This is a genomic window from Aquimarina sp. 433 (genome assembly GCF_054054605.1).
In genome coordinates, this window is the sequence record NZ_JBSWZK010000011.1 from 82,053 (window position 1) to 95,858 (window position 13,806).

Annotated in this window: 12 protein-coding genes; 9 read left to right on the forward strand and 3 right to left on the reverse strand. The window is 33.4% G+C overall.

The features are described 5' to 3' along the window. Together ACWNT5_RS19965 and ACWNT5_RS19970 are read right to left on the reverse strand one after the other, a co-directional pair. Complete coding sequence (locus tag ACWNT5_RS19965) at positions 1-750, reverse strand: HmuY family protein (RefSeq protein WP_299609377.1); 750 nt, start codon at positions 748-750, stop codon at positions 1-3. A gap of 11 nt (positions 751-761) precedes the next feature. After that, positions 762-2,921 carry a TonB-dependent receptor plug domain-containing protein gene (locus ACWNT5_RS19970; protein WP_456518385.1) on the reverse strand — a complete coding sequence of 720 codons (2,160 nt, stop codon included), beginning with the start codon at positions 2,919-2,921 and terminating at the stop codon, positions 762-764. Positions 2,922-3,037: 116 nt separating this feature from the next. On the opposite strand from ACWNT5_RS19970, the gene ACWNT5_RS19975 reads away from it, so the two are divergent. The 5 genes from ACWNT5_RS19975 (at position 3,038) to ACWNT5_RS19995 (ending at position 9,345) form a co-directional block, all read left to right on the forward strand. After that, a complete protein-coding gene (locus ACWNT5_RS19975; RefSeq protein WP_456518386.1) occupies positions 3,038-3,949 on the forward strand; it encodes a DUF6607 family protein in 912 nt (303 codons plus the stop codon). A gap of 1 nt (position 3,950) precedes the next feature. Next, positions 3,951-5,453 (forward strand): ankyrin repeat domain-containing protein, encoded by a 1,503-nt coding sequence (locus tag ACWNT5_RS19980; RefSeq protein WP_456518387.1) that lies wholly within the window; start codon positions 3,951-3,953, stop codon positions 5,451-5,453. A 45-nt stretch (positions 5,454-5,498) separates the two neighbouring features. Beyond that, complete coding sequence (locus tag ACWNT5_RS19985) at positions 5,499-5,987, forward strand: DUF2271 domain-containing protein (RefSeq protein ID WP_299609387.1); 489 nt, start codon at positions 5,499-5,501, stop codon at positions 5,985-5,987. A gap of 12 nt (positions 5,988-5,999) precedes the next feature. Further along, positions 6,000-8,186, forward strand: coding sequence for a PepSY domain-containing protein (locus ACWNT5_RS19990; protein ID WP_456518388.1), 2,187 nt, complete (start codon positions 6,000-6,002; stop codon positions 8,184-8,186). 121 nt (positions 8,187-8,307) lie between these two features. After that, positions 8,308-9,345, forward strand: coding sequence for a quinone-dependent dihydroorotate dehydrogenase (locus ACWNT5_RS19995; RefSeq protein WP_456518389.1), 1,038 nt, complete (start codon positions 8,308-8,310; stop codon positions 9,343-9,345). A gap of 4 nt (positions 9,346-9,349) precedes the next feature. Here the strand turns inward: ACWNT5_RS19995 and ACWNT5_RS20000 are convergent, their stop codons facing one another. Continuing rightward, on the reverse strand, positions 9,350-10,264 hold the full coding sequence (locus ACWNT5_RS20000) for a T9SS type A sorting domain-containing protein (RefSeq protein WP_299899898.1): 915 nt from the start codon (positions 10,262-10,264) through the stop codon (positions 9,350-9,352). 134 nt (positions 10,265-10,398) lie between these two features. Here ACWNT5_RS20000 and ACWNT5_RS20005 point away from each other — a divergent pair, with 134 nt between their 5' ends. From ACWNT5_RS20005 to ACWNT5_RS20020, 4 genes are all read left to right on the forward strand, one after another. Continuing rightward, the gene (locus tag ACWNT5_RS20005) at positions 10,399-11,025 is read left to right on the forward strand and encodes a LysE family translocator (RefSeq protein WP_456518390.1); all 627 of its coding nucleotides are present in this window, start codon (positions 10,399-10,401) and stop codon (positions 11,023-11,025) included. A 49-nt stretch (positions 11,026-11,074) separates the two neighbouring features. Continuing rightward, positions 11,075-11,941, forward strand: a complete 867-nt coding sequence (locus tag ACWNT5_RS20010) for a hydroxymethylglutaryl-CoA lyase (protein ID WP_456518391.1) — start codon at positions 11,075-11,077, stop codon at positions 11,939-11,941. 13 nt (positions 11,942-11,954) lie between these two features. Next, on the forward strand, positions 11,955-12,413 hold the full coding sequence (locus ACWNT5_RS20015) for a heme-binding domain-containing protein (protein ID WP_456518392.1): 459 nt from the start codon (positions 11,955-11,957) through the stop codon (positions 12,411-12,413). A 160-nt stretch (positions 12,414-12,573) separates the two neighbouring features. Continuing rightward, positions 12,574-13,806, forward strand: coding sequence for a DUF4856 domain-containing protein (locus tag ACWNT5_RS20020; protein WP_456518393.1), 1,233 nt, complete (start codon positions 12,574-12,576; stop codon positions 13,804-13,806).

Here is a 13,806-nt window from a genome sequence, read left to right on the forward strand (position 1 = left end):
TTAGAAGCTAGTCACATTGTTGTTTGGCTGGTAGACATAATTAAATGTGAAATATCTACCTTCATCAGTAAAGGCATCTGGATTGGTAGGTGCATCTTTATAATAGCTGAGAATTTCTACTTTAGCATATTTATTTTCAGATGTTCTAATGACTAAGATTTTCCCCGGTAATGGAGTAATCAAAAATAACGGAGATCCAGAATAATTATACCATCCGTTATCACTTCCTGATGGAATAGCAAGAACGTCTGCTGCATCTTGTGTAAAAAGATTAGTGTCTACAGAGGCGATATCCGTCATGGTTCCAGTAGCAATATAAGCAGCAGCATTTGAAGTTCTGTCTGGTTCATCAGTAGTTCCTTGAGAAACTCCTCCGTTTATTATAATCGTCGTTCCTCTAAAAGCAATATCCCAGTCATCTGCATTTGTAGTGATTTGTCCTGCATCCAAATCATATAAGGTAAACTCTCCAGATATTGGTTGTCCTTGTCCGCCTTCTTGAGGGGCGTGGATATTGTTTGCAGTTGCAGAAACAAGGTCTGCTAATGCTTGGCTGTCATCATTGTCATCTGAATTAGCAACAAATCCATCTGGAGCTGTACATGCAAGTTGTGATGAAGCAGCATTTCCTAGTCCATCGCCATCAGCATCTTCAAAAAAAACAGTCTCTGCACATGATGAGTCGTCATCACTGCTACAAGAAGCAACAATGAAACTAAAAATTAGTAATAAATAAAATCCTCTTTTCATTTTTATACATATTAAAATTGGTAATTAACTCTTACATATCCTCTTATTCCAGGATTTCCTGGGATATTAATATTTTGGTAGTTGAGTACGTTATCCGCACCTGCTTGTATTTCAAATTTTTTAAATAGCCTTTTGCTGGCTGCTATGTTCAGTGTTGCAAAACCATCAACGACAACCGCTTCACTATCGAAAGCATCAAATGTTCCATTACCATTAGTGTCTCCTAGTCCATACTTACTTCTGTAGATGGCACGTGCATTAAGGTTTAAAGTCCATTTTGGTATTTCCCAAAAGACTTTGAGATTTCCATTATGTCTTGATCGATTAAAAAAGCCGTAATGATCATCTTCGGAGAGTGCCACGGATGTTAGGTTTTCGTCTCGGACAAATAGTTCTCCGTTTTTTACTTGTCTTTTAATGTCTTTATTAAATGCGTATAATAGCTGGTAGCCACCACTGATTTCTATATTTTTATGTAAATGATAAGTAGCACTAAATTCTATTCCTTCTGTATAGATTTCATCAAAATTCTGATAGCTAAATACATTTTGTCCGTTCGTTTTTCTAGCAAGCACAAAAGTGTCAATCAGATTTCTAAAATCATTCCTAAAGAAGTTGAGATCTAATATGAGTTTATTAGATTGTCGATAGTTAAGTCCAATGTTATAACCAATAGAACTTTCAGCTTCTAGATCATTTCCAAAAGGGGCTATTAATTTATCAACTCTTGCTTGTCCTTGTGCAGATGTTAGATTAGTTCCAAATGCTAGTTGTCCTTGATCAAAAAGAGTCTGTAGTTCTTGTGGTACTGTTTTGTAGCCTAAAACTGAATATCCGACAGATGGATTGGTAAAGTTTAAGTACAGTTGTCTAAAATCTGGGGCTTTGAATCCATAACCTGTAGAACCTTTGATAGAAAGTTTGTCAGTTATTTTATAGTTAAAGGCAAACTTTGGACTTACCTGATTACTATATTCTGAGTGATTGTCAAAACGAGCTCCGATGATGATATTTAAGTTTTCTAATGGATTCATGTCGAACTGGCTATAGATATATTGAGAATTGAAGCTAACTTCATTTTCAAAAAGACTTCTGTCTAGAAAGTCATATTGATAACCAGCACCAGTGGTTATCGTACCAATATTTCCAATTTTATTATTCGCACGTATTTCACCTCTAAATAGTTTTTGATCAAATAAATTGCTGAAAACTATATCATTAGTTTCAGAATTTCTACTGATATCTTCCGCGATATAATTGGTATAGTATAACTCATAAGTAGCATCAAACTTTTTAGACCAGTTTTGATCTAATTTGATAAGGGCGTTTATATCTCTTTCTATTGCTTCACCTTCGGCATTTACTATAACTTCTTGTCCATCTGCATCTGTATCGCTAATTGAAAAACCAGAATCTTGTAATTGATCAAAGTATCGCCCAGAAGCACTTAATTTTAGGTTGTCATTAATCTCATAATAAAATCGACCATTAAAAGTGTAATTCTCAATTGGATTTACCGTTAAAGAGTTTTCATCATTATCAGGATTAAGAGTGTATCTTCCTCTAGAAAAACGGTTTCCAAACAAAGCATATCGTATTTTACCTTTTTTTTGTTGGAATGATAGATTCATGTCCTGAGCAGTAAAAGATCCAATTCGATAAGATGCTTGTCCTTTCAGTTTTTCATTTTTAGGTTTTTCTGTAATAATATTAATTACTCCTGCTAAAGCTTCGGATCCGTATAAGCTACTGGTCGGTCCTTTGACCACTTCTATCTGTTTAATATTACCAACGGTTAATCTACTTAGATCAAAATTACCTGAGCTTCTACCCACAAGTGGGACACCATCTAATAATATGAGTGTGTAATCAGAATCTATTCCTTGTATTTGAATGCCTTCAAAACCACTTTCATCATTAGCAAGAACAAGTCCAGTTTGTTCTGCTAGAATATCATTTAAGCGAACACTTCCAGATTGTTTAATAATCCTATCCGAAACTAAAATTACAGGTAGTGGAATAGAAGATAATTGACGTTCTGTCCGCGTAGCAGTCAGAACAACTTCTTCTAGCTTTTCAGTTTTTAAGGAGTCATTTTCTCTAGATAGAGGATTTTCCTGACCGTATGAATTAAAAGATAAAAGTAATATGAAGGTAATGAATTTCTTCATTTATTTAGATTAATTAAAAATAATAATTAGCTTTGCAAATATATAATCTTATTTTAATTGAGTCTAAATAAGAGTAATTAATTTTTTGTTTTTAACCTTTTTAATTATTAATCAAAATGAAAATCAGTCGGTTAGCAGCTATCTTGTCACTATTTATGTCTGGTGTGGTAGTAAGTCAAACAAGTAAAAAAGAAAATGATCTTACCGCAATAAAGTCTATGTGCGGGTGCTATGAAGTGTCTTTTAATTTTGCAGAAACCTTTAGTTACAGTAGTGATTCTTTATATAAACCTTCTAAAGTAAAAGTAACAGGAGGTTTAGAATGGGCACAGCTTGTAGTCGATGAAGAAGATAAAATATCTATCCAGCACATCTTACAAGTCGGTAATCCAGCAGAGCCTCATATTGTGAAGCATTGGAGACAAGATTGGGAATATGAAAATCAAGATTTTTATCTATACGATGGGGATAACAATTGGAAATATGTTCAAAAGCCTCAAGAAGATGTAACTGGGCAGTGGTCTCAAAAAGTCTTTCAAGTAGATGATAGCCCTCGTTATGAAGGTTCTGCAAGTTGGATACATGTTGATGGTAAAAGCTTTTGGGAAAATACAACTCCAGCACCACTACCAAGAAGAGAATATACTACAAGAAGTGACTATAATGTTACGATCAGAGGAAATCGTCATGAAATCACTGAAACTGGATGGATTCATGATCAAGATAACACTAAAGTGATTAGAGAAATTGGTAAGGATGATATTGTACTTGCTAAAGAAAAAGGATATAATGTTTACAAGCGGGTAGATGATAAACGTTGTGCAGCAGCTGCTAATTGGTGGAAAGAGCATCACAGTAAATGGGCATTAGTTCGTGGTAAATGGGATGAAGTGTTTGCCAGAAATAAGGATTTATCACTAGAGCAAAAGGTAGAAAACAAGGCACTGTATAAGCATTTGTTTACCGATGATTATACCGCAGAAGCTGATATCAATTTTATTATAGAATCCTTTGTAAAAAAGCCGTAATATGAATTACAAGTATCGTAAGAGCCTCATCCTTGTTTTTGTTCTTGTCTTGACAAAAATGACGGCTCAGCAAAATGTTTTTTTAGATAGGGTTTATTGGAAAGCTAATCCTACTATAGAACAAATAGATAAGGACATTGCAAATGGAAATGATCCCACGGAATTAAATCGATTTGCTTTTGATGCAGTTTCCTGGGCACTTATTGAAAAAGTAGATAATGCAACTATTAAATACCTATTGACCAAAAAAGGAAATGATGTAAATAAGAAGACGCATGACGGTCGTACGTATATTTTTTGGGCGATTTATCGAGATAATCTTGAGATGATGCAACATCTTTTGGATAAAGGAGCAAGAACTGATTTCATCGATAGTCATGGATATTCGGTACTAAACTTTGGAGCTGTTACTGGGCAAACAAATACTAAGCTGTATGATTTTTGCATAGCTAACGGAGCAGATCCTTTAAAAGAGAAAAGTAATGACGGAGCTAATCCAATGTTATTAGTGGCTCCATTTTTAGAAGATGACACGATGATCACTTACTTTCTTGATAAAGGTATTGATCTGCACAGTAAAGATGATAAAGGGAATGGAATCTTTAATTATGCTGCCAAAAAAGGAAATAAGAAACTGTTGGATCTACTCATTCAGAAAGGAGTAACCTATAAAGAATTAAATGACAATGGTGGCAACGCTTTCATATTTGCAAGTCAAGGTACCAGAGGAACTGAAAATAGTCTTGATGTCTATAAATATTTAGAGGCATTGGGAATTCAACCTAATGTAGTAACAAAAGATGGAGTAAATCCATTACATGCTTTAGCTTTTAAAAATAAAGACCTTAATATCTTCAACTATTTTATCGAAAAAGGAGTGGATGTTAATCAGGCAGATAGTAAAGGTGATACTCCTTTTGCTAATGCAGTTTCTCGAAATGATTTCAATAGTATTTCGCATTTGATCAAAAGTGTTAGTAACATAAATCATGCAAATAAAAGCGGAGTAACTCCATTGATGAAAGCTGCTCAAAGAAATTCATTAGAAGTGGTAGATCTATTGCTAAAAAATGGAGCAGATCCAATTTTGAAAGATATAGAAGGAAATTCATTAGCATATTACGTTGTACAGTCATACAATGCTAAAAAGCCAGAAGAATTTGACAAGAAGATTTCATTGCTTAAAGAAAAAGGAGTGAATTTTACAGAACAGCAAGCAGATGGAGAAACACTATGGCATCTGGCTGTAAAGAAGAACGATCTAAGCTTGCTTAAAAAGATCGCACAATTAGATGTGCCTTTGAATACAAAGAATTCAGATGGAAATACAGCACTCCATTTAGCAGCTATGAAAGCTAAGAATACAGATGTATTGAAGTTCCTATTAGAAAATGGTGCCGATAAGAATATCCAAACCAGTTTTGATGAAACTGTTTTTGATCTGGCATCAGAAAACGAATTATTACAAAAACAAAATATTCAGTTGAACTTCTTACAAGATTAGATCAAAAGAATATTTCAATTAAAATAATAGAGATTAACAGATAATATGGAAAAGATTTTTAAGATATTTCCAATAGCAGTTTTTACAATATTGGCTTTATTTTCTTTTACAAAAGAACCTAATACGACAAACTTAAAATGTATGATTCAGATGGTCAATTATACTGGAGAAGGAGCATATGTTGTAATTTCCCTTATGAAACCAGATGGGTCATATGATCAAACCTTATATGTACAAGGAAAGGACAGTGAATGGTATAGCGATATTACAGAGTGGTGGAAGTTTTATGGAAAAAGAAGGCCTGATATCGATGCGATTTCAGGAGCAACAATTGGTGGTGGAGAGAGAACAGTGAGTGTTATTAAAATTCCCAAGGATAAAATCAATGCTGGTTATAAAATCCGTTTTGAAACCGCAGTAGAAGATCAAGAGTATTACAAAGATGACGTGGAATTCGAATTAACTACAGCAACTTTAAAATCTAAAGTAAAAGGAAACGGTTTTATTAGATATGTGAGGATGATGCCTCAATAATATAAAGGAAATATGACGATTTCGATATGGAGATATAGCCATTTAATTTTGGCTATATCTTCTGCTGTTTTTTTATCAATAGCTGCTATTACTGGAATTATTCTGGCTTTAGAGCCTATTTCCAATGCTGCTCAACCTTATGCTATCGAAAATATAGATACTATATCGATTGCAGAAATGGTTGAAGTACTTCAAAAAGAATATGAAGAAGTAATTGATATTGTTGTAGAAGAAGCCAATTTTGTAATAGCTTCCGTAGTTACCAAAAATGGGAAAAATGAAAGAATCTACATAGACCCAAGAACAGGAGAAAAATTAGGAGTTCCAGAAAATAAAGCAGCAATATTCAAATTTGCAACAAATTTGCATCGATCTCTGTTTTTGAAAAGTATTGGTCGGTTTTTTGTTGGGTTAGTTTCTTTATTATTGGTAATTATAGCAATTACAGGAGTCCTTCTTATTTGTAAGAGACAAGGTGGGTTTACACGTTTTTTTTCGAAAGTACATAAAGAGTATTCTAATCAATTCTATCATGTAGTTCTCGGGAGATGGTTTTTAATCCCAATACTTATTATAGCTGTCACAGGAGTATATTTATCACTAGAAAAATTTTCTTTATTACCTAAACATTCTTCATCTAATCAAGTTCCTATTCTAGAGCATACAGGAGATTCGGCTATTTCTATTGCTGATTTTGAAATTTTTAAGAATATAAAACTTGACGAAGTAAGAAATATACAATTCCCTTTTTCAGATGATATTGAAGATTATTTTACATTAGAACTGATGCATAAGGAACTTATCGTTAATCAGTTTAACGGTCATGTACTAGTTGATCAACAGTATCCTTTTGTAAAATTGGTCTCGTATTACAGTCTAATATTGCATACAGGAAAAGGAAATGTTTTATGGTCTATCGTGCTGCTTGCTACTAGCATTGTACTCCTGTTTTTTATGTACTCAGGTTTTTATATGACTATTCAACGTAGACAAACAAGAAAACTAATTCAGAATGATACAAGTAAAGACTCAAGTGAATATATAATTTTAGTGGGATCCGAAAATGGTTCTACTTATATTTTTGCAGACTTGTTGAGAAATGCATTGACTGTTCTGGGAAAGACGGTATTTGTTTCAGAATTAAACGCTTATGCCACTTACAAACGTGCAAAACATGTTATTGCTATTACGGCTACCTATGGAGAAGGAGAAGCTCCAACGAATGCAAGAAAGTTTAGTTGTTTATTTAAAGAAATAGAGCCTTTGCAACAACTCAAGTTTTCTGTTGTGGGTATGGGATCTTTAGCATATAAAGATTTTTGCAAATATGCTGAAGACATCTACGATATGCTTACTTTGCACCCTAAATTTACTACTGAACTTCCATTACAAAAAATAAATAATAAGTCTACTCAGGATTTTAAAGAGTGGATGAAAAAGTGGAGCAATAAAGAAGGAATCTTGTTTGATTCAAAAAATTATGAAGAGTATAATATACCGAAATATGATTCTTTCAAGATTGTTGATAAAACGGAAATTAACAAAGACAACACTTTTTTATTAAAACTACGAGCTACTGACCCTTCGATTACTTATAAATCAGGGGATTTGTTAGCAGTTATTCCTAATGAAAGTGTCATGGAGAGACTTTATTCCATAGGAAAATTGGATTCTGATATTATATTAAGTGTAAAAAAGCATGAACGAGGTGTTTGTTCAACATATCTGAGTACACTTAACATAGGTGATACTCTGAAAGCTAGAGTTCAAATTAATACGAAGTTTCATTTACCCGAAAGAAGTAAAAAGGTCATTTTAATAGCTAATGGTACAGGTGTAGCACCATTTTTAGGGGTGATTCGAAATAGAAACCTTAGAACAGATCTTTTTTGGGGAGTGAGAACAAAGGAATCACTGAATATGTATAACTGTTTTGTAGGGGCAAATATAGCACAATCGGATTCGACTCATATTGCATATTCTAAGGAGAATGAACAACAGTATGTGCAAGATTTGATACATGAAAAAAGAGATGTCCTAATTGATGTTATTAAAAATGAAGGAGTTATTATGATTTGTGGATCTCTAAATATGCAAAAGGGAGTATTCGAACTATTGGAAACTATCTTGGAAAAACATTCGGAGGTAACACTGGATGACCTTATAGATGATCAAAGATTGTTGGTGGATTGTTATTAAATTCATATTGGTGTTTTTTTAAGCTGAATACTTCATATAGATCTAATATCATCACAAAACTTCAATTTTTGTATGCTAGAATTTTTGTAACCCGTATTTTTGCAGCCAAAACCATATTGGAATGTATAAAACACTAATTCGTCCAATTCTATTTCAATTCGATCCAGAAAAAGTACACTACTTTACGTTTAGTTTGATAAAATTCATTTCTCGACTTCCTTTCGTTTCTTCCTTAATTCGTTCTAGATATTTTGTAAAGGGCATTGGATTACATAGAGAGATTTTTGGATTAACATTTAAGAATCCAGTAGGATTAGCGGCTGGGTTCGATAAAAATGCTGTGTTGTATAATGAATTAGCTAATTTTGGTTTTGGTTTTATCGAGATAGGCACAGTTACTCCAAGAGGACAAGTTGGAAATCCTAAAAAGAGATTGTTTAGATTGAAGGAAGATAAAGGTATCATCAATCGAATGGGATTTAATAATGAAGGACTTGAAGCTGCTATCACTCAATTAAAGAAAAACAAAGGGAAGCTTATTATTGGAGGAAATATTGGTAAGAATACTGATACCGCTCCAGAAGATTATACGAAAGACTATTTACAATGTTTTGAAGCTTTACATCCTTATGTAGATTATTTTGTTCTAAATGTAAGTTGTCCTAATGTAAGCAGTCATGCCAAACTAAACGATAAGGACTATTTAGTAGAATTGATTGAAGCGGTTCAAAAGAAAAATAAAACTTTTGATTCGCAGAAACCTATTGTATTAAAGATCGCACCAGATCTAAACACAAATCAGTTAGATGAAATTGTGGAACTGGTACAAGAAACAAAACTAGATGGTGTTATTGCAAGTAATACTTCTGTTTCTAGAGAAGGATTAAAAGTTTCTCAAACAAGACTGGAGGAAATAGGGAACGGAGGTTTAAGTGGACAACCTATTAAAGATAAAAGTACTGCTGTAATCAAATATTTATCAGATAAAAGTAATAGATCATTTCCGATTATTGGAGTAGGAGGAATCCATAACGCTAACGATGCCATAGAAAAAATGGAAGCAGGTGCAAGCTTGGTACAGATCTATACTGGTTTTATTTATGAAGGACCTAAATTGATAAGAGATATCAATAAAGCTGTAATAGCAAAAGGATTATAAAATATTACTTAAGAATAATTTTCTGGGTTTCTATTCGTCCAGCTTCAGTAAATAAACGTACAAGATATATTCCAGAGTTTAGATTAGTTAAATCAAGGTTGATAGTATTGTTGCTGTTTTTGAAATCGTAACGCCTCACTTGTTTCCCAAGTACGTTGTATATCTCAATTTCTTTAATGTTAGATACCTTTCCAGTTAGTATAGATATATTACCGTCACTTGGATTAGGAGAGATTTTTATTTCTTCTTTTTGATTATTGAAGTCTTGAACGTTGAGTTGTTTTTGAGTAAAAACAATGGTTCCAATTCTTTCGTTAATTAAAGGGGTATTCGTGTGATTCACCAAAGAAATAGGTTCGTGTGGATTGGTAGGATTATTATTTAAACTGTAACCATTTCCTTCTTCTGTTCCTGCATCATAAGTAAATAAATCCATGGTAATTTCAGGAATCCATTGTCCTCCATTATCAATTAGAGAAACACTATTTACTGCAATCATCCAATCAGGACTTGGAGCTAACATAGATGCTAAACTTACTAATGGATAATCAGAACTTACTGTAACATCGCTTATTGTAATCGTTCTTTCTGGTCCATTAAAAAATAAATCCGGACCTTCTATAAATTGATCTGCATTATTTGCATTGATAGCAGCATTAACTTCAGATTCAAAAATACTGAAACCTCCTGTTTCTGCGACTTGTTCAATTCCCGGAGTAGCCAAACCTCCCATTTCTAGAAAAGTAATACTGGTGTTATGGGTGGCTCCTACCAATTCTGTAAAGTGAGCACTACCAGGAAGCGTTCCATGTGCTTCCCAATTACTGGTAAAAATAATATCATAGGTAGCTGTTGTAGTCTGACCAAAAGAATAAAAACAAAATAATAAGAAAATAGGTTGGAGTATAAGCTTTTTCATTTGTGTGGTTATTGGTTAAAATGATTGTGTTATATATGCTAAACAGTTGAATTAAGAATAACCCTAATTTGTTTTACCGATTATGTATATTTTTGAGATGTCGTTTTTTGAATCAAAAACTTACAGAGTATTCGATGAATTTTGAAATTTTATATGCATTTATCATAGCGACATTCGCGTTATCTATTTCTCCTGGACCAGATAATATTTATGTATTAATGCAAAGTATTGTAAATGGCAAAAAATATGGAATTGCAACTGTGATGGGTTTAATGACAGGATGTTTAGTCCATACAACATTAGTTGCTTTTGGGGTTTCTGTGATTATTAAACAAAGCGAAGTCTTATTTTTTGTGATTAAACTGGCGGGAGCATTGTATCTGTTTTTTTTGGCGTATAAAGTTTGGAGAAGTAACGCTTCATTGCAATTCTCTTCAAGCAACATAGAAAAGAAAAGTTTAGGTCAATTATTTAAACAGGGATTTATCATGAACGTATTAAACCCTAAAGTTTCAATTTTCTTTTTAGCTTTCTTTCCAGGTTTTTTATTCAGTGATGAATTAAGTAATGTAATACAGTTTTATGTATTAGGGTTTCTGTTTATTCTAGTGTCATTTATTGTTTTCGGAGGAATTGCAGTTATGGCAGGTTATATTTCCAATAATATAAAAGGGAGTTCTAAAATTGGAGTGTTTTTAAAATGGATGCAGATTGTAGTCTTTGTTGGAATTGGAATTTTTATCATGTTTTCTGAAAAATAATCATATTTTTATACTCTTAATTGAATTTCTTTTAGACAGAAGCTCTTAAATGACTGAAAAAGTAAAAATTATTGAATGTCCAAGGGATGCCATGCAAGGCATTAAGGATTTTATTCCAACAGATAAAAAGGTGCAATACATCCAATCTTTATTACGATGTGGATTTGATACGATAGATTTTGGAAGTTTTGTTTCTCCAAAGGCGATCCCCCAGATGGTAGATACTGCAGAAGTACTTTCTAAATTAGATCTTTCAACAACTGAAAGTAAATTGTTGGCTATTATAGCTAATGTGCGAGGCGCAAAAGATGCAGTGCAGCATAAAGAAATAAATTATCTAGGATATCCTTTTTCTATATCTGAAAATTTTCAAATGCGTAACACGCATAAAACAATAGCGCAGTCAGTAGAAACATTACAAGAAATTCTTAATCTTGCGGATCAGGCTAATAAAAAAGTAGTAGCGTATTTGTCTATGGGATTTGGAAATCCTTATGGAGATCCCTGGAGTGTCGAAATAGTAGGAGAGTGGACAGAGAAGTTAAGTCATATGGGGGTAAAAATTTTATCGCTTTCTGATACCGTAGGAACCTCTAATCCAGAGACTATTGAGTATCTGTATTCTAATCTAATTCCTAAGTATCCGGATATCGAGTTTGGGGCTCATTTACATACAACTCCAACAACATGGTTCGAAAAAGTAGATGCGGCTTATAAATCTGGTTGTCGAAGATTTGACGGAGCAATTCAAGGATTTGGAGGATGTCCAATGGCAAAAGATGAGTTAACAGGAAATATGCCAACCGAAAGAATGTTGTCTTATTTTACAACAGCCAAAGCTGATACGAATATAAAAACAATGAGTTTTGAAGCTTCTCATAATGAAGCAACCAAGATATTTACTAAATACCATTAACTAACACACAGAAATGAAAAACATCTTAAAAAAACTAGGGCTAGCTTTAATTGTTATATTAGTAATTATTCAATTTATTCGCCCTGATAGAAATGAGTCTGGCTATGAATCTGTTGCTTATTTTGAAATTGAAACCAAACCCACTTCAGAGATACAAGAGATTTTAAAGAGTAATTGTTACGATTGTCATAGTAACCAAACTATTTATCCTTGGTATGCTAACATTGCTCCTGTATCATATTGGTTAGCGAATCATGTAGATGAAGGAAAGGAACATTTCAATGTTTCAGAGTGGGAAACGTATTCAGATAAAAAGAAGGATCATAAATTAGAAGAGTTGATCGAAGAAGTAGAGGAAGGTGAAATGCCTTTACCATCTTATACTTGGACTCATGGAAATTTAGAAGATCAAGAAAAAGAGTTGCTAATCAATTGGGTTACAGCACTGCGAAAGAAATATAGTACAGATTAGTATTAGCTTTTAAAATACTATTAAAATTCCTGCCTAGTTTTACGAAATTGTTAAAACTTTAAATTTATTTAGATTTATTACAAATAAAGTTTGTAGAATATTTCTGTATGGATATATTTGCACCTCATTAACTATTTGAATTAAGTCTAAATAAAAAGCAATGAAAATTAAAAATCTAACTAAAGTTATATGTGTAACAGGAGCGATAGTTTTTGCTTCTTGTTCTTCCGATGATGACAATACCCCTGTTGTTCAGGTAGAAGCGCCTGCAACCTATGTTTTTGAACGTGATGGACAAAGTACAGTAAGCTTTAGCGGACAAACTACCAGAATAGCAATGGCAGAAGCTATTATAGGTCAGTTTAAAAATACAACTACTACAGAAGCTATTGTGGATGCGATGTTTGATCATCAGGAAAATGCGGATGATTTCGAGGATGCTGCGCTAAATGCGTCTGATAAGAGCGTAAGAAATAAAACAGCTGCTTCTAGAGACTATTTTTCTTCTAATGCTACAGATGCAGCAGAAATTAAAGCGGATTTTGATGCCTGGATCAAAGGACAGATTGATGAGGTGTTTCCTAATTGGGCAGTAACAGCAACTGCTGGAAATGCTGGTGTTTTGCAAGAAGCTGGTGGAGGATCTGAGCGTTATGTAAATGCGAAAGGTTTAGAATACGATCAAGCTTTTACAAAAAGTTTGATAGGAGCTTTAATGACAGATCAGGCATTAAATAATTATTTAGGTACTGCTGTTTTGGATGAAGCAGATAATATTGCTAATAATGATAATGGAGTAGTAGCTGATGGTCAAGTATATACTACTATGGAACATAAATGGGATGAAGCATATGGGTATCTATACGGTGCGTCTGCAGATCCAGCAAATCCAAACCCAACTATTGGGGATGCGGATAGTTTCCTTAATAAATATATAGGTAGAGTAGAAGGGGATCCCGATTTTGCAGGAATCGCAGCAGAGATTTATGATGCACTTAAATTAGGTAGAGCAGCTATCGTAGCTAAGAATTATACAGTTAGAGATGCACAAGCAGCTATTGTAAAAGAAAAAGTTTCTGAGATTATCGGAATCAGAGCAGTATACTATTTACAGCAAGGTAAAAATGGTCTAGAAGCTGGAACAGTTGATTACGCAAGTGTTTTCCACGATTTATCTGAAGGATTTGGTTTTATCTATAGTCTTCAGTTTACCCAAAATCCTGCTACTAATCAACCTTATTTTAGTAAAACAGAGGTTGAAGTATTGTTGAACCAATTAATGGGAGCGACTAATGGTTTATGGGATGTAACTCCAACAACATTGGATTCATTGTCAGATACTATCGCTGCTAAATTTAGTTTTACAGTTGCTCAAGCAGGTAGTACGAACTAA

Coding starts and splice junctions, on each gene's coding strand:
- ACWNT5_RS20015 (WP_456518392.1), top strand. CDS start 11,955: ATGAAAAACATCTTAAAAAAACTAGGGCTAGCTTTAATTGTTATATTA.
- ACWNT5_RS20000 (WP_299899898.1), bottom strand. CDS start 10,264: ATGAAAAAGCTTATACTCCAACCTATTTTCTTATTATTTTGTTTTTAT.
- ACWNT5_RS20020 (WP_456518393.1), top strand. CDS start 12,574: ATGAAAATTAAAAATCTAACTAAAGTTATATGTGTAACAGGAGCGATA.
- ACWNT5_RS19975 (WP_456518386.1), top strand. CDS start 3,038: ATGAAAATCAGTCGGTTAGCAGCTATCTTGTCACTATTTATGTCTGGT.
- ACWNT5_RS19980 (WP_456518387.1), top strand. CDS start 3,951: ATGAATTACAAGTATCGTAAGAGCCTCATCCTTGTTTTTGTTCTTGTC.
- ACWNT5_RS20005 (WP_456518390.1), top strand. CDS start 10,399: ATGAATTTTGAAATTTTATATGCATTTATCATAGCGACATTCGCGTTA.
- ACWNT5_RS19995 (WP_456518389.1), top strand. CDS start 8,308: ATGTATAAAACACTAATTCGTCCAATTCTATTTCAATTCGATCCAGAA.
- ACWNT5_RS19965 (WP_299609377.1), bottom strand. CDS start 750: ATGAAAAGAGGATTTTATTTATTACTAATTTTTAGTTTCATTGTTGCT.
- ACWNT5_RS19990 (WP_456518388.1), top strand. CDS start 6,000: ATGACGATTTCGATATGGAGATATAGCCATTTAATTTTGGCTATATCT.
- ACWNT5_RS19985 (WP_299609387.1), top strand. CDS start 5,499: ATGGAAAAGATTTTTAAGATATTTCCAATAGCAGTTTTTACAATATTG.
- ACWNT5_RS20010 (WP_456518391.1), top strand. CDS start 11,075: ATGACTGAAAAAGTAAAAATTATTGAATGTCCAAGGGATGCCATGCAA.
- ACWNT5_RS19970 (WP_456518385.1), bottom strand. CDS start 2,921: ATGAAGAAATTCATTACCTTCATATTACTTTTATCTTTTAATTCATAC.